Source organism: Phenylobacterium ferrooxidans, from assembly GCF_042714595.1.
GTDB classification, from domain to species: Bacteria; Pseudomonadota; Alphaproteobacteria; order Caulobacterales; family Caulobacteraceae; genus Phenylobacterium; species Phenylobacterium ferrooxidans.
Genome location: NZ_JAOTJD010000003.1, coordinates 1 through 15,368 on the forward strand (window position 1 = coordinate 1; position 15,368 = coordinate 15,368).

General features: G+C 69.2%; 15 protein-coding genes. 6 read left to right on the plus strand and 9 right to left on the minus strand.

Going from position 1 to position 15,368, the window contains the following annotated elements:
* The 5 genes from OCL97_RS02420 to OCL97_RS02440 all read right to left on the minus strand — a co-directional run.
* Positions 1 to 510 (minus strand): FAD-dependent oxidoreductase (locus OCL97_RS02420; RefSeq protein ID WP_377367263.1); only part of this gene is annotated, 510 nt, incomplete at its 3' end.
* Positions 507 to 1,415, minus strand: coding sequence for a ubiquinone anaerobic biosynthesis protein UbiV (gene ubiV / locus OCL97_RS02425; protein WP_377367265.1), 909 nt, complete (start codon positions 1,413 to 1,415; stop codon positions 507 to 509). The genes OCL97_RS02420 and ubiV, both read right to left, overlap by 4 nt.
* The gene (gene ubiU, locus OCL97_RS02430; RefSeq protein WP_377367267.1) at positions 1,412 to 2,404 is read right to left on the minus strand and encodes a ubiquinone anaerobic biosynthesis protein UbiU; all 993 of its coding nucleotides are present in this window, start codon (positions 2,402 to 2,404) and stop codon (positions 1,412 to 1,414) included. Before ubiU ends, ubiV begins: the two co-directional genes overlap by 4 nt.
* Positions 2,404 to 2,928 carry a ubiquinone anaerobic biosynthesis accessory factor UbiT gene (gene ubiT, locus OCL97_RS02435; protein WP_377367269.1) on the minus strand — a complete coding sequence of 175 codons (525 nt, stop codon included), beginning with the start codon at positions 2,926 to 2,928 and terminating at the stop codon, positions 2,404 to 2,406. The genes ubiU and ubiT overlap by 1 nt, the downstream gene beginning before the upstream one ends.
* An 85-nt stretch (positions 2,929 to 3,013) precedes the next feature.
* Positions 3,014 to 4,405 carry an FAD-binding oxidoreductase gene (locus OCL97_RS02440; protein ID WP_377367271.1) on the minus strand — a complete coding sequence of 464 codons (1,392 nt, stop codon included), beginning with the start codon at positions 4,403 to 4,405 and terminating at the stop codon, positions 3,014 to 3,016.
* Positions 4,406 to 4,629: 224 nt separating this feature from the next.
* Between OCL97_RS02440 and OCL97_RS02445 the strand changes: the two genes are divergently transcribed.
* Genes OCL97_RS02445 through OCL97_RS02455 form a run of 3 tightly spaced genes read left to right on the plus strand, consistent with a single transcriptional unit; the run spans position 4,630 to position 6,574 of the window.
* Positions 4,630 to 5,034: a hypothetical protein gene (locus tag OCL97_RS02445; protein ID WP_377367273.1), complete on the plus strand. Its 405-nt coding sequence runs from the start codon at positions 4,630 to 4,632 to the stop codon at positions 5,032 to 5,034.
* A gap of 20 nt (positions 5,035 to 5,054) precedes the next feature.
* Entirely contained in the window at positions 5,055 to 5,912 is an 858-nt protein-coding gene (locus OCL97_RS02450) for an alpha/beta fold hydrolase (RefSeq protein ID WP_304774913.1), read from the plus strand.
* A 44-nt stretch (positions 5,913 to 5,956) separates the two neighbouring features.
* Entirely contained in the window at positions 5,957 to 6,574 is a 618-nt protein-coding gene (locus OCL97_RS02455) for a TetR/AcrR family transcriptional regulator (protein ID WP_377367275.1), read from the plus strand.
* 335 nt (positions 6,575 to 6,909) lie between these two features.
* On the opposite strand, the gene OCL97_RS02460 is transcribed toward OCL97_RS02455, so the two are convergent.
* Positions 6,910 to 7,854 carry an MBL fold metallo-hydrolase gene (locus OCL97_RS02460; RefSeq protein ID WP_377367277.1) on the minus strand — a complete coding sequence of 315 codons (945 nt, stop codon included), beginning with the start codon at positions 7,852 to 7,854 and terminating at the stop codon, positions 6,910 to 6,912.
* Between the two features lie 82 nt (positions 7,855 to 7,936).
* Here OCL97_RS02460 and OCL97_RS02465 point away from each other — a divergent pair, with 82 nt between their 5' ends.
* From OCL97_RS02465 to OCL97_RS02475, 3 genes are all read left to right on the plus strand, one after another.
* On the plus strand, positions 7,937 to 8,710 hold the full coding sequence (locus OCL97_RS02465) for a sulfite exporter TauE/SafE family protein (RefSeq protein ID WP_377367279.1): 774 nt from the start codon (positions 7,937 to 7,939) through the stop codon (positions 8,708 to 8,710).
* A 155-nt stretch (positions 8,711 to 8,865) separates the two neighbouring features.
* Positions 8,866 to 9,930, plus strand: a complete 1,065-nt coding sequence (locus OCL97_RS02470; RefSeq protein WP_377367281.1) for a class I SAM-dependent methyltransferase — start codon at positions 8,866 to 8,868, stop codon at positions 9,928 to 9,930.
* Positions 9,931 to 10,012: 82 nt separating this feature from the next.
* Positions 10,013 to 10,630, plus strand: a complete 618-nt coding sequence (locus OCL97_RS02475; protein WP_377367283.1) for a class I SAM-dependent methyltransferase — start codon at positions 10,013 to 10,015, stop codon at positions 10,628 to 10,630.
* Positions 10,631 to 10,703: 73 nt separating this feature from the next.
* Here the strand turns inward: OCL97_RS02475 and OCL97_RS02480 are convergent, their stop codons facing one another.
* The 3 genes from OCL97_RS02480 to OCL97_RS02490 are packed head-to-tail and all read right to left on the minus strand — an operon-like array spanning position 10,704 to position 15,344.
* The gene (locus tag OCL97_RS02480) at positions 10,704 to 11,069 is read right to left on the minus strand and encodes an ArsR/SmtB family transcription factor (RefSeq protein WP_305337741.1); all 366 of its coding nucleotides are present in this window, start codon (positions 11,067 to 11,069) and stop codon (positions 10,704 to 10,706) included.
* A 34-nt stretch (positions 11,070 to 11,103) separates the two neighbouring features.
* The gene (locus OCL97_RS02485; protein WP_377367286.1) at positions 11,104 to 14,316 is read right to left on the minus strand and encodes an efflux RND transporter permease subunit; all 3,213 of its coding nucleotides are present in this window, start codon (positions 14,314 to 14,316) and stop codon (positions 11,104 to 11,106) included.
* Entirely contained in the window at positions 14,313 to 15,344 is a 1,032-nt protein-coding gene (locus OCL97_RS02490; RefSeq protein WP_377367288.1) for an efflux RND transporter periplasmic adaptor subunit, read from the minus strand. The genes OCL97_RS02485 and OCL97_RS02490 overlap by 4 nt, the downstream gene beginning before the upstream one ends.
* Positions 15,345 to 15,368: the final 24 nt, after the last annotated feature.

Here is a 15,368-nt window from a genome sequence, read left to right on the forward strand (position 1 = left end):
GAGGATGACGGCGCCGGCCTCTTGCGCCCGGCGCACCATGCCGCCGTGCAGCCGCGCCACGTCGAGGTCTCCCGCCTCGGTCTCCAGCAGGGCGGTGGCGACAGCCTGTGGCCTCAGGATCGGCGCCTGCCTCAAGGCCCCCTCACGGCCAAGCCGGCGCAGGGCGGCGACCCCAGCGCTCCTGCGGGCGAAGTCGTCCAGGCGGTCCGTCTGGTCGGCGCGGGCGATGTGCAGCACCGGTCGCGGGCTCAGCAGGCGCCCGGCGAAGCCGCGCGGCGGGCCCTCGAAGAACCCGCGGCTGGCGGCGGTCAGGGGCCAGACCGCAGGGCCGGCATAGGAGGGGATGTACATCGCCGCCGAGCGGCCAGTGGTGTGGTAGCCGAGCTGCGGCTCCTGCTCCACCAGGGCCACCCGGAGCTCGCCGGCGAGTTGGGCGGCTAGCCCCGCGCCGGCGATGCCGCCCCCCAGCACCACCACGTCGAAGCCCTTTCGCGAGGGACAGGCGCTCATGCCGCGGGGGCCCAGTCGACGCCCGCCCGGCCGTGCAGATAGCCGTTGACCAGGGGCCCTGGCGGCCCGGCTTCGCGAATCCGGGCCGCCAGGTCCTGGGGCGAGAGCCGCCCCTGGCTGAAGCCCCGGAAGGCCGCGATCACCTTGAGCATGTCCCCGGTGTGGGGCGACAGGCGCAGGGCTCCGACCCCGGCCGCGCGCAACTCGGCGATCGGCAGGTCGGCCACCTGCGTCCCATGGGACAGGGTCTGGACGCCGTTCACCGCCAGGAAGTCCTGACCCTCCAGGGTCCGCACCGCGAGACCATCGGGATCGCGGTCGCAGACCAGCTGGCAGGAGTCCTTGTGCAGCCCCCGCACCCGGGCGTGGTAGCAGCGCCCCGACAGGGCGAGGGGCAGGCGCCCATAGGCGAAGAGCTCGATCTCCAGCCCGGGGCAGGCCTGGGCCAGGCGGCCGATAGCCGGCAGCGACAGCTCGACATTGGGGCACAGGCGGACGCAGCCACGAGCCATCAGCTCGCGCGCGGCGGCCTCGTTGTAGATGTTGAGCAGGGGCCCGGCCACGAAGGCCGCGCGGGGGGGGCGGTGGGCCAGGGCCGAGACGTCGTTGATCTCCACCAGGCCCTCGCCGCCGGCCAGCTGCGCGACGCCGCGGCGGTCACGGGGGGTCGTGGGCAGGGCCTGGGTCGACCAGACCACCGTCTTGCCGGCGCGCGTCAGCCGCTCGGCCGCCTCGGCCAGAGGCCCGGAGATGAAGGGCTCGCGCTTTCCACAGACCACCTCGCCCAGATAGACGCGGTCGAGATCGCTCTCCTCGGCGACAGCCGCGTAGAAGTCGGCGATGCGCTCGGCGGACCAGTTGAACAGCAGCGGGCCCAGGACGATCTCGATGTGGGCGTCGCTCATCGCCAGGCCTTCCGATAGGCGCCGGCGGTCTCCCGGCCGCCCTCGGCCAAGCCTGTGAGGCGCGCTTCGTAGGGGGCGGTGGTCTCGCCGCGGTCCAGGGCGTCGAGGGCGGCGCGGAAGGCTCCCGCCACCCGGGCCACATAGGCCTTTCCGCGCTGACGGCCCTCGATCTTCACCGCCCGGACCCCGGCGGTCCGCAGTTCCGCCAGCAGGGCCATGGCGTTGAGGCTGGTGGGGTCTTCGAAGAGGTGGGACGCGGTCCCCTCGGCCTCGAAGCGGCCCTTGCAGAGGGTTGGATAGCCGGCGGCCGTTCCCGGCGCGACCTGGTCGATCATGAAGCCCCCGAGGCGCGGGGTCAGTAGTCCGTCGGTCTCCTCCAGGGAGACGGCTTCGGGCGGTGAGCAAACCCCGGCCAGGTTGGGGGATTTGCCGGTGGCGTAGGAGGACAGGGCGCAGCGCCCCTCGGCCATGACGCAGAGCCCGCCATAGACAAAGGCCTCCACCTCCACATCGGTCTCGCGCACCAGGGCGGCGATCTCCGGCGCGGACAGGACGCGGGGCAGGACCACCCGCTTCACGCCATAGGCCTGGGCGTAGAAGGCGATGGCCTCGGCCGTGCCGGCGGCGGCCTGGACCGACAGATGCAGCCTCAGGCCGGGATGCTGGGCGTGGGCGTAGGCCAGCACCCCCAGGTCGGCGACGATGATGGCGTCGGCCCCCGCGGCCGCGGCGCTGTCCACCGAGGCCCGCCAGGCGTCGACCTCGCCGGCGCGGGCGAAGGTGTTGACCGCCACCAGCACCTTGGCGCCGCGATCATGAGCCCATGCGGCGGCCGCCTTCAGTTCAGCGGGGGAAAAGTTCAGGCCGGGGAAGTTGCGGGCGTTGGTCTCATCGCGCAGGCCGCAATAGACGCTGTCGGCGCCGGCTTCGATAGCCGCCCGAAGCATGGCCGGCGAGCCGGCCGGGCAGACGAGTTCGATCGATCCCATCAGGCCCACGCAGCCCTGGCGCTGGCGGCCGTGCGGGCGAAGCGGACGGCTTCGTTGGCCATCTGGCTGGCTGGCCCCGACAGGCCCAGCAGGTCGGCGAGGGTCAGTTCGGCGGCCTCCAGGGTGTTGTGCAGGGCCATCACCGCCTCGATGTCGCCGCTCACCCGGATCGCCCTGGAAAAGAACGCGGCGTCGGCGTCCACGGAGCCGTCGAACAATCCCAACAGGGCGCCGAGCGGGCCCTCGATCCGCGCGACCCAGGGCGAGCGGTCGTCGCGCCGGCGGACCTGGACTCCCGCCGAGGCGCCCTGCGGAGCGAGCCGGAAGGCCACCGGAGATCCGTCGGGGACAATCAGGAAAGCCGCCTCGCCAAAGGCGCCCAGCCGCTCAAAGACCTCGGGCCGCCGCCGAGCCAGCCGCCGCAGGGCCGCACTCAGCACCCACTCGGCCGGTGGTCGCAAGGTCATCAGCAGCTCGGCGGCGTCGCCCTGTCGTCGGGCTCGGAGCCTGTGTCTCGTACGCATGAGCGGAACCTCTTCGGCCACCAACTTGGCGCGCGTCCTGCGGCGCGGGGAACGGCCCAATGGCCGCCGCACCCGCGGAACTTGCTCAAGTCAGGCTTTGCCGATCATCAAGCGGGATGACCTTGCCGGGATTGAGGATGCCGCGCGGGTCCAGGGCCGTCTTCAGCGTGCGCATCAGGGCGAGCTCCGCAGGGTTGCGGGAATAGGCGAGGTAGGGGCGCTTCTGCAGGCCGATCCCGTGCTCAGCGGAGATCGAGCCGGCGCGGGCGCGAAGCGGCCCATAGACCATCTCCTCGATCTCCGAGCGGGTGTCAGGTTCGACGACGCCAATGATCAGGTGCAGGTTGCCGTCGCCCAGATGGCCGAAGACGGTCATCCCCGCCTGTGGCCAACGGGCGGCCAGCGCGCCGCGGACCTCGGCGACATAGGCTTCCATCGCCGCGATGGGCAGGCTGACGTCGAAGGTGATGATGGGACCGTTGCGGGCGGTCTGGGCGACGTCGTCCCGCAGGGCCCACATGCGGTCCCGCTCGGCCTGGGACTTGGCGATAGCCGCGTCGGCCACGAGGCCGCTCTCGAGAGCGTCGGTCAGCACCTGTTCGAACCGCGCGGCGTCGCGGATCAGATCCGGCCCCAGGGCCTCCACCAGCACGTAATAGGCGTGGCCTGCGGGCAGGATGGGGCGGCCCGCCGCCGGTGGGGTGGTGACGAGGTCATAGAAGGCCGGCCACATCACCTCGAAGGCCGACAGCGAGCCGGCCAGAGACGACTCCAGGGACCGCAGCAGGGGCGACAGGGCCTCGAACCGATCCACGGCCAGCCAGGCCGTTTCCTGCGACACCGGCCTGGGGCGCAGCCGGAACACCGCACGGGTCACCACCCCCAGGGTGCCCTCCGATCCGATGAAGAGCTGCTTGAGATCGTAGCCGGCGTTGTTCTTGATCAAATGGTTGAGGGAGGAGATCACCGTCCCGTCGGCCAGCACCGCTTCCAGGCCCAGGACGGAGTCCCGCGTCATGCCGTAGCGGAGCACCCGGTTGCCGCCGGCATTGGTGGAGACGACACCACCGATGGTGGCCGAGCCCCGCGCCCCCAGGTCCACCGGCAGGAACAGGTCCTCCGCGGTCGCCGCGGCGCAGGCGGCCTCAAGGACGCAACCGGCCTGGACAGTCATGGTGGCGCCGAGCGGGTCGATCTCCTCGACCGCGGTCATGCGGTCGAGGCTGAGCGCCAGAGCGCCTTCGGCGAAGGCGCCGTCCACCAGGCCCGTGCGCCCGCCCCAAGGGACCACGGCCGCACCGGCGGCGTGGGCCAGGCGCAGGATCCCCGACACCTCCTGAGTGGTGGCGGGCCGCAGGATCGCCCGCGGCGCGCCCAGCCGGGTCCAGGAACTGAAGGCCCATCCGGTCGCCTCCGCGCCGGTCAGTATGTGCTCGGCGCCCAGCAGCGCCTCAAGGTCGGCCAGCAAGGTATCCATTCCGCCTCCCGGGGGGTTCGGCGGCAGTCTCCTCTCACCTGGGCGAGGTCCGAATGATCAGAATCAAATGGACGCGCCCTCCGCGCGGGTCATGCGACATGCGGCGGCGTGCGGCGGCCCTGGGGTGTCGCACCCTCGGGCAGACATCAAGGGGCCCTTTGACGGCGGGCAAGGGAGCTTGGCGGAGGCCGGGATAGGCTCGCATGGTCATCAAAGGAGGCCACATGCCTGCCACCACCTTCCCCACGACTCTCAACCGTCACCGGACGCTCTGCGCCCTGGCGACCGGCCTGATCGCCAGCGCGGCCGCCCTAGGCTTCGCGCCGGCGGCCCAAGCGCAGGGCCAGGATTTGTCCACCGTGACCGTCACCCGGGCGCCCACCAGGGAGGCGATCAGCATTCGCGGCAAGGCCAAGGTCGCCGTTCGCCACGAGGTCCGCCTGGCCGCCGGCCGCGTCTGCCGCAACGCCTTCCTCAATCGCGAACTGGACGCCTACGACGTCAACTGGTGCAGCCGCGCCTCGGCGGACAAGGCCATGACCCGCTACAGGGCCATCGTGAGACACAACCGGCGCGCAGGCGGTGAGTACGCTGACCTGTCGATGAGGATCGTGCTCTCGGCCAAGTGACGTCTCGGCGGAATTCGGAGATGAGCCAGACCGAGCGGCGAATATTCGCCAGCGCCGACGGCCTGATCCTGGCCGCGGACGCCGTGGGGCCTCCCGATGGCCCCGCGGCGCTGCTGGCCCACGGCGGCGGACAGACGCGGCATTCCTGGTCGGGAGCCGCGAAAGACCTCGCCGCCCGCGGATGGCGCGTCGTCACGCTGGATCTTCGCGGCCACGGGGATAGCCAGTGGTCGCCCGAGGGCGACTACCGGCTGGAGCGGTTCGCCGAGGATCTGGTCTGCGTCGCCGATCAACTGGGCGGCAAACCGGCTCTCGTGGGCGCATCCCTTGGAGGTCTGGCTGGCCTCTACGCCGAGGCCTGGATCGCCCCGGGGAGTTTCTCCTCGTTGACCTTGGTGGATATCACTCCGGACATGGACGCTTCGGGCGTCGCCAAGATCATGGGTTTCATGGGGGCTCACCTGAAGGACGGGTTCGAGAGCCCCGAAGCGGCGGCGGAGGCTATCGCCGCCTATCTGCCGAACCGCCCGCGCTCCGGCGACCTTTCGGGTTTGACCAAGAATCTGCGCCTGCGGCCGGACGGACGCTACCGCTGGCACTGGGATCCCCGCTTCGTCGCCAGCGCCCAGGAGGAGCACGAACGCGGCCCCCGGCGCGACATGGACGAACAGGTGCGCCGGCTCAAGCTGCCGATGCATCTCATCCGCGGGCGCATGAGCGAGCTGGTCAGCGAGGACGCGGCCAAGGCCTTCCTGGCGCTCGCGCCTCACACCGCGTTCAGCGACGTCGCCGGCGCGGGTCACATGGTGTCGGGCGACCGGAACGACGCCTTCAATCTAGCGCTGACGACCTTTCTCGGCGCCCATCGCGGAGCCTGAACGAAATGTCGGTGGAACAGGAGCGGCCGCGATCGCGCAGGAAAATGCGCTCAAGGCCAAGGGGCCCGGCCAAGACGGACCAGCGGCGCTGCAAGGGCGAGGCGACGCGGCGGCGAATTCTCGACGCCGCCATGCTCATCGTTGCGCAGGAGGGCTATCACGCCGCGACCCATCAGCGGATCGCCCGGGCCGCCGGCCTGGTCCGGACCGCGATCAACTATCACTTTCCCGACCCAGACCAGCTCTCGGAGGCCCTGGTCCTGCACCTGCACCGGCTAAGGGCCGAGCGGGTGGCGGCGACGGTTGGCGCGCCGGAGGTAAGCAACTCCCACAGCTCGGCCATCGAGGCCTATTGGGCGCTACTGCGCGAAACGCCCTTCGTCGCGATGGCCGAGCTTGAATGCTGCGCCCGCACCGATCACGACCTGCGCGCCCGCTTGGCGGCTGCCCGATGTTCGTCGGCGCTGGACGGAGACCAGAGGCCCGCCGTTGATCCACCGGCGGGCGTTGGGCCGAACCTCGATCGCCTGAGCGTGTACCTGCTAGAGGGCCTGGCGCGAGGCGTGGGCCATGGGGGAGGGGGGTTCCTGGAGCGGCGCGTTCTCGGCATTCTGAAGCGTGCCGCAGAGGAGGCGCGGGAGCTGGAGCCCCTTCGCGGCTAGCCTTTCTGACCCGCCGGGCTTACCGATGGGGCCCTCCGCATCGACGCGAACCAAGGTCGGTCTCTTCAAGTCGAGCACGGCCTCGAAGCCTGCGGTCGAGGCGTCGGTGACACCCACGCCGCGTGCTCTCGGCGCCTTTATAATGCGGGGCGAGTCTCCGGCGCCGCCCCTGGTCAAGCGCGGGGCCAGCGCAGCGCCCGTCCGGCCGTCGGTCAGCGTGATCTCGGCGCCGCCCCTGTGTCACCAATGAACTTGGCAGGTCGGCTCGGCTGGGCCGAGGAGGCCCCGACGGTCAGGACAGTGGCCATCGCGAGCGCCTTGATCACAGGCCGCAATCAAACGGCGTTGAGGGGGATCTTCAGATAGCGGACCCCGTTGGCTTCCGGGTCGGGCAGATGGCCGCCACGCATGTTGACCTGCACCGAGGGCAGGATAAGCCGCGGCACGCCGAGGGTCTTGTCGCGCGCCTCGCGCAGCGCCACGAACGCGGCCTCGCTGATCCCGGCATGGACATGAACGTTTTCGCGGCGCTGCTCGCCGATCGTCGTCTCCCAGGCGAACTCCGTGCGCTCCGGCGCCTTGTAGTCATGGCACAGGAACACCCGGGTGGCGTCGGGCAGGGTCAAGAGCCGTTGGATCGACCGGTAGAGGGTCGCTGCATCTCCGCCGGGGAAGTCGCACCGGGCGGTGCCATAGTCGGGCATGAACAGGGTGTCGCCGACGAAGACCGTATCGCCAATCACATAGGCCATGCAGGCCGGCGTGTGGCCGGGCACATGCAAGGCGATGGCCTGGAGCGCGCCAATGGCGAACGCCTCGCCGTCCTGAAAGAGATGGTCGAACTGCCGACCGTCGCGCGCAAAATCGGAACCGACATTGAAGAGGGCGCCAAACGTCTGCTGGACCCGGACAATTTCCTCGCCGATGGCCAGTTGGCCGCCCAGGGCCGCCTGAAGGTAAGGCGCGGCTGAGAGGTGATCGGCATGGGCGTGGGTTTCCAGCTGCCAGACCACCTCCAATCCCTCAGCTCGAACATAGTCGATCACGGCGTCCGCCGAGCCGTGCGAGGTTCGACCCGAGGCCGGATCATAGTCGAGGACGCTGTCGATGATGGCGCAGGCCTTCGAGCCCGGATCGCGCACGACATAGCTCACCGTAAAGGTCGCCTCGTCGAAAAAGGCCTTCACCTGCGGGCGCAGGGCCGCGTCGGCCCGTGCGGCGTCGATCTTCGCGACAGCGGAGACGGCGACGGAGTCGGGTGGGGCGGTCGGATCGCGCATGGCGTAACTCTCAGGTTGCACTGTCAGGCAATAACATATATGCGAATATATGCAGATACAAGCCTGATCGGTGTTCGCCGCCATGACCGTCTATGAGATCGTTTCGGCTCTGATGAGCGGCCTTGTGGTCGGCGCTCTGCTGGGGCTGTTCGGCGGCGGCGGCTCGGTGCTGGCGACGCCGCTCCTGCTCTATGTCGTGGGTATCGACGATCCCCATGTGGCGATCGGCACCTCGGCCGCGGCTGTCGCCGTCAATGCGGCGATCAGCCTGCTGGGCCACGGCCGGGGCGGGCGGGTCAAATGGCCCTGCGCGACGGTGTTCGCGGGCGCGGGCCTCCTGGGATCCTTCCTCGGCTCAAGCCTCGCCAAGGCGGTCGATGGCCAGCGCCTGCTGCTGTTCTTCGCCGCGGCGATGGCGGCCATCGCATTGTCGATGCTGCGACGGCCAAAGTCGGACGGTGATCCAGACGTCCACATCACCTTGCCGCTGATAATGAAGCTCGCCCCGCTGGGCGTGCTGACGGGCGTCGCCGCGGGCTTCTTCGGGATCGGCGGCGGCTTCCTGATCGTGCCGGGCCTGATGGCCGCAACCGGGATGACCCTGGCCAACGCCGCAGCATCCTCGCTGCTCTCGGTGTCGGTGTTTGGGGCGGCGACCTCCCTGAACTACGCGGTCTCTGGCCAGGTGAACTGGCCGATCGCCCTGCTCTTTATTCTAGGGGGCCTGGGCGGCGGCGCCTTGGGGGTCCGCGGTGCGGGCCTGCTGGCGGGCCACGTCGTTCTCGCACGGCGCCTGTTCGCCGGCCTGGTCCTGCTTGTCGCCGCCTATGTGGCCTGGCGCGCGCTGGCGGCATAGACGAGCCCAGACATCCAGGCGAGGCGGCGCAGGGCGCGTCAAGAAGTCCGCGCAGCGTCTGGATGCCGCTATGGATATCTGGGAAGACTGGTGACCGGTGAGCGTGGCCGAAAGCGCGCAAAGTAAGAAGCACGCCACGCGAAGGACTTGCGAAAATGACGAACGGCCCCACCAAGCTCGACCTGTTCAAAGGCAAGATCGCGGGCGAGATCGGCGCGGCGATGTCGGTTTCACTGGCGGTGCTCGGAGATCGCCTGGGGCTCTATAAGGCGCTGGCCGCGGCCGGGCCCTGCACCTCGGCCGAACTGGCCGAGACGGCCGGCGTCAACGAGCGCAACGTGCGGGAGTGGCTCGCGGCCCAGGCGGCGTCCGGCTACGTTGACTACGACGATGCTGATGGCCGGTTTGGGCTCAACGCCGAGCAGAGGGCGGTGTTGGTCGACGAGGACGGGCCAGCCTACATGGGCGGCGGGTTCGAACTCGCGGCCGCGATGTTCCTCGACGAGCCAAAAGTGGCGCAAGCCTTCCGGAGCGGCCTTGGGCTGGGCTGGCACGAGCGCTGCGGCTGCCTTTTCCGCGGCACGGAGCGCTTCTTCCGACCCGGCCGCGCGGCCAACCTGCTCGAAGTCTGGCTCCCGGCGTTAGAGGGCGTGGAAGCCAAGTTGAAGGCGGGCGCGCGTGTCGCCGACGTGGGATGCGGGCACGGTGGGGCCGTTATCATGATGGCCCAGGCATTCCCGAACGCCTATTTCGTCGGCTTCGATTACCACGGCCCCTCAGTCGAACATGCGCGCGCTGCAGCGGAGGCCGCAGGGGTGGCGGGGCGAGTCCGCTTCGAGCAAGCCGCGGCCAAGGACTTCGGCGAAGGCGGGGAATTCGACCTCATCACCATGTTCGACGCGCTCCACGACATGGGCGACCCGGTGGGCACGGCCCATCATATGCGCTCGCGCCTGACGGCGGACGGAACCTGCATGCTGGTGGAACCGAACGCCGCCGACAGCCTGTCGGAGAACCTCAAGAATCCATTCAGCCGGATCATGTACTCGGCCTCGACGATGATTTGCACGCCGGTGTCGATGAGCCAGGAGGTCGGGCTGGCGCTGGGCGCCGCGGCCGGACCGGGGCGGCTGACCGAGGTCGCCAGGCAGGCTGGCTTCACCCGAGTGCGCCGCGTCGCCGACGAGTCACCCAGCCTCGTTCTGGAACTGAAGCTCTGAATGCTAACCGCCGACGAACAGGCGCAGGTTGGTCGCCGCCCTATGCTAACGGGCCCCTTCGGGCGTGTGGAGGTCTGACTGAATGAGCAACCCGGGTGTCGAGCTATGGGATCAGCGCTACGCCGGAGAGACTTACCTCTTCGGTGAGCGCCCCAATGCGTTCCTGTCGCGCCAGACGCAGCGGCTGCAAGGTCGCCGCCGGGCGCTTGCGGTGGCCGACGGAGAGGGGCGCAATGGGGTCTGGCTGGCCGAGCAGGGCCTGGAGGTGGTGTCGCTTGATGGTTCGGGCGCCGCCCAGCGCAAGGCGCGCAGGCTAGCCGAGCAGCGCGGCGTCGAACTGCAGCTTGAGCTTGCCGACCTGGAAACGTGGTCCTGGCCGACCGAGTCCTTCGACGTCGTCGCCGCCATCTTCATTCAGTTCGCCGGCCCTGATCTGCGCTCGCGCCTATTCGCAGGCATGCGGCAGGCGCTGGCGCCGGGGGGATTGTTGCTCCTCGAAGGCTATCGGCCAGAGCAGCTGGGCTACCGCACGGGCGGGCCCCCGATCGTCGAGAACCTCTATACCGAAGACCTGCTTCGAGAGGCTTTCGCAGGCTTGCAGATCCTTGAGCTGACCTCCTACGACGCGGTGATCGAAGAGGGGACGGGTCATTCGGGCATGTCAGCCTTGATAGACCTCGTCGCCCGCCAGCCAGGCTGATGCTATGAGCTAGGCCCCAAGGCGCAGCCGGCGCCGAATTCAGACCTCACTCAGCGCGACTTGACGGCACGCGCTATTGGGCCCCGGCGGGCTGGCCTCGATAAATCTCGCAAAGCGCGTCCAGCACCCGCACGGCCGCCGGATCGTCCAGTCGATAGTAGATCGTCTGGGCTTGGCGCCGGGTGGCCACCAGGCCTTCGGCGCGCATCTTGGCCAGGTGCTGCGACGCGGCCGATTGGGCCAATTTCGCATGCTCTGCCAGGACGCCGACCGACGCTTCGCCCTCGACGAGCCGGCAAAGCAGCAACAGCCGCTGTTCGCTGGCCAGCAGCTTCAACAGGCGCGCCGCCGACTGGGCGCTATCGGCCAGTTCGGAAAGCTCGGAGGAAGGGCGGACGGCAAGGGCGGCGTTCATCTGCTTAATGTAGAACATACGCATGTTAGATCAAGGAGCCCGCGGAGGGGGCGGCCGCTCACGCCGCCCTCTTGGGGAGCGCCACACCGTCGTCCCGCAGCACCACGTAGATCGCCGGAATGACAAGGACGGTCAGCAGCGTGGAGGAGGCGAGACCAAACAGCAGCGAGATCGCCAGTCCCTGGAAGATGGGATCGGTGAGGATCACCGCCGCCCCGATCATGGCCGCCGCCGCGGTGAGCACGATCGGTTTGAAGCGGATGGCGCCTGCCTCCAACAGGACCTCGCGCAAGGGACGATCGCCGGTCTGGCTGTGGCGGATGAAGTCCACCAGCAGGATCGAGTTTCGCACGATGATGCCGGCCAGGGCGATGAAGCCGATCATCGAGGTGGCGGTGAACGGCGCCCGGAACAGGATATGGCCGATGACGATGCCCACCAGGGTGAGTGGAATTGGCGTCAGGATAACCAACGGCAGGCGGAAGCTTTTGAATTGGGCGACCACCAGGACATAGATGCCCAGGATCGCGACCCCGAAGGCGCCGCCCATGTCGCGGAAGGTCACCCAGGTGATCTCCCACTCGCCATCCCACAGCAGGGTCGGCCGGCTCTCGTCGTCCGGCTGGCCATGCATGCGGATGTCCGGCTTGAGGCCGGGCTTCCAGTCCGCGGTCCTGAGCGCCTTGTCGACGGCGATCATGCCGTAGATGGGCGCCTCATAGGCGCCGGCGAGCTCACCCATGATCATGTCCACGTCGCGCCCGTCCCGGCGGAAGATATGGGTCGAGCCCGGCTCGCTGGACGCTGTGGCGACCTCGCCCAGCGAGACCAGGCGCCCGCCGCCCGGGCCTTGCGACACGGCCACCGGCATGGCGGCCAGGCCCTCACCCCAGCTGCGCGCCGCTTGCGGCAGGCGAACGGAAATCTCCAACGGATCGCGGCCTTCGCCCCGATGGGCGTAGCCGACCACCTGGCCGCCCAAAGCGGCGGCGACGGAATCGTAGACGTCGCGGTCGCTGACCTTCAGAGCTTCGAGCCGATCGCGGTCCGGGACCAGGCGCAGGCCAGGGCGGGGCTGGCCATAGCTGTCATCGATATCGACGATGTAGGGGACCGAGCGGAAAGTGGCCTTCACCTGCTCTGCGACGGCGCGCCGGGTCTTGGCGTCTGGGCCATAGATCTCGGCCAGCAGAGTCGCCATGACCGGCGGCCCGGGGGGCGCTTCCACGACCTTGATCGCCGCACCGGCGGGCAGGGCCACCTTGGCCAGCTTCTGGCGCAAATCCAGCGCGATGGCGTGGCTTGAGCGGTGGCGCTCGCCCTTCTCGGCCAGGGCGACGGAAAGGTCGCCCATCTCGGGCTTGTTGCGCAGGTAGTAGTGACGCACCAGGCCGTTGAAGTTGAACGGGGAGGCGGTCCCCGCATAGGCGTCAATGGCGACGACCTCCGGAAGGTCGCGCGCAATCATGGCCGCGTCGGCTAGAGCCCTCTGTGTCCCCTCCAACGACGTGCCTTCCGGCATGTCGAGCACCACCTGTAGCTCCGACTTGTTGTCGAAGGGCAGCAGCTTCACCGTCACGGTCCTGGTCGCGAACATGGCGCAGGCGACGAGGGTGGCGAGACCGACCGCGATCAGGAAGGTCCAGGCCGACCTGCGGGTGGCGATCACCCGACCGGCGACCTCGCGGTAGAGCGCGCCAAGCCTGCCTTCATCGTGGTGTGCGTCGCCGGTCGCGAGAGTCTTGCGCGCGAAACGCACCATCAGCCAGGGCGCGATGACCACGGCGACGAAGAAGGAGAACACCATCGCCGCCGAGGCGTTGACCGGGATCGGCGCCATGTAAGGGCCCATCAGTCCGGAGACGAACAACATCGGCAGCAGGGCGGTGACGACGGTCAAGGTGGCGACCACGGTCGGATTGCCGACCTCGGCCACCGCGTCCACCGCGGCGTCGACCCGGCTTCTGCCGTCCGCCATGGCCCAATGGCGTGCGATGTTCTCGATCATGACGATGGCGTCGTCGACGAGGATGCCGATCGAGAAGATCAGGGCGAACAGGCTGACGCGGTTGATCGTGTAGCCGAGCAGGTTGGAGGCGAAGAGCGTCAGCAGGATGGTGGTCGGAATGACCACGGCGGTGACGCCGGCTTCGCGCCAGCCGATGGCGAAGCCGATCAGGATGACGATCGACACCGTCGCCAGTCCAAGATGGAACAAGAGCTCGTTGGCCTTCTCGTTGGCCGTCGCGCCATAGTCGCGGGTCACAGCCACGCTCAGGCTGTCGGGCAACAATGACCCCTTCAGGGCGTCAACCCGCGCCAGCACGGCCTGCGAAACCACCACGGCGTTGGAGCCCCTGCGCTTGGCGATGGCCAGGCTGACGGCCGGAGCCTCGCTCCAACTCCCCCCGTCGCGCGCATAGCGCCAGGCGCGCGCCTGATCTTCGCGCGGCGCCTCGATGACCTGGGCGACATCGCGGACATAGACGCTCTCGCCCTTGGCGGAGGGCAGGGCAAGCAGACCGATCTGGGTTGCGTTGGCGAGGGTTCGCCCGGCCGTCACGTCGACAGCCTCCCCGCCGTTGCGCACCTGACCGGCCGGGAAGGCGCGGTTGGCCTGGCGGATCGTGTCCATCAGGGCGCCCAGCGACACGCCGTGCTGCGCCAGCCTGGCCGGATCGGGCTCGACGCGGATCTCCTGCGGACGGCCGCCGACAATGAAGGTCAGGCCGACATTGTCGACCTTGGCGACCTCTGTCCGCAGTTTGCCGGCCAGTTCATGGAGCGCCTGGTCGGTCCATTGGCCGGCGGCGCCCGGCTTGGGCGACAGGGTCAGCACCAGGCTGGGCACGTCATTGATGCCGCGGGTCTGGATAAGCGGCTCGGCGATGCCGGCCGGGATACGATCGTAATTGGCGCGGATCTTCTCGTGGATGCGCACCGCCGCGGCGTCCGGGTCGGTCCCGACGTCGAAGCGCGCGGTGACCATGATCTGGTTATCGTCGGCGAAGGTGTAGACGTGCTCGACGCCGGTCACGCTCTTGACGATGGTCTCCAGCGGTTTGCCGACCAGCTCCACGGCGTCCGGCGCCCGCAGGCCAGGCGCGGCGACCATGATGTCGACCATGGGCACGCTGATCTGCGGCTCCTCCTCGCGGGGGATCGAAACGAGGGCCAGCAGGCCGACGGCGATCGCCGCCAGCAGGAAGAGCGGTGTCAGGGGCGAGCCGATGGTCGCCTTGGTCAATCGTCCGGAGATGCCGAGGTTCATTGGGCGCTTCCGGCGGGGGTCAGGACGTCGCCGGCCCGAAGACCCGACAGCACTTCGACCGTGTCGGCCGCAGGGCCAGCCGTGGTTTGAACAGGTGTTTCCGAGATCGTGTTATCCGCGCGGACCAGCCTCGCATAATCGACGCCAAATCGCGTGACGACATAGCGGCGTGGAACGACCAAGGCTTGGCGCGAACCAATCTGGATCTGGGCGCGCACGCGCTGACCGATCAGGTCCTGCGGCAGGCCGGGGGCGGAGACGTCGGCGGTCACCTGTCCGCCCGTGACCGAGGGATAGACTTGGGTGATCGCGCCTCGGGTGGCGACGCCTCGCAGGTCCTCGGCCGCCAGCTGGACGACGTCGCCGACCTTGAGCGCGCGGGCTTGGCCCTCTGGCAATTCGATGCGTACGACCATCGGACCCGCCGTGATCTTGGCCAGGGTCTGGCCCGGCATCACCACCGAGCCGACCGGCACGTCGGCGACCAGAACACGGCCGGCGGCGGGCGCCAGGATCGAGCCTTGGGCGCCGAGTTCCGCGCTCGCGCCCCGCTGCGCGCGCGCCGCCGCTAGATTGGCGTTGGCGGCTTTTGCTTGAGCCTCGACCTGGTCAAGGCGGGCCTTGGCGTAGACGCCATGAGTGAAGAGGTCGCGCGTGCGACCCAGGTCCGCGTTGGCGCGCGCGGCCTCGGCGGAGGCGGCCGTGACCTGGGCGTCGAAGGCCCCGGTCTGCAGGGCAAGGCGGTCGTCTTTCACCCGTCCAATGACCTGGCCCTGCCGGACCAGGTCACCTTCCTTGACGGTCAGGCTGACCAGCACGCCGGAAATTCGAGCGCGGGCCTCGGCCATGTCGCGGGTGGTCAGGGTCCCGGGCACGGGTTTGAGGTCAGGGACCGTCTGGGCCCGCAAGATCAGGCGTCCCGCCGTCGGCGCGGTCTGCGCCGCGGGGACGGTCGGCTTGGACTCACCGCAGGCGCTCAGCAGCAAGGTCGCGCCAAGGGCGCTGATCAGATACGGCCGCGACGCCATGGTTCGCCTCCCTGTGTGTTGTAT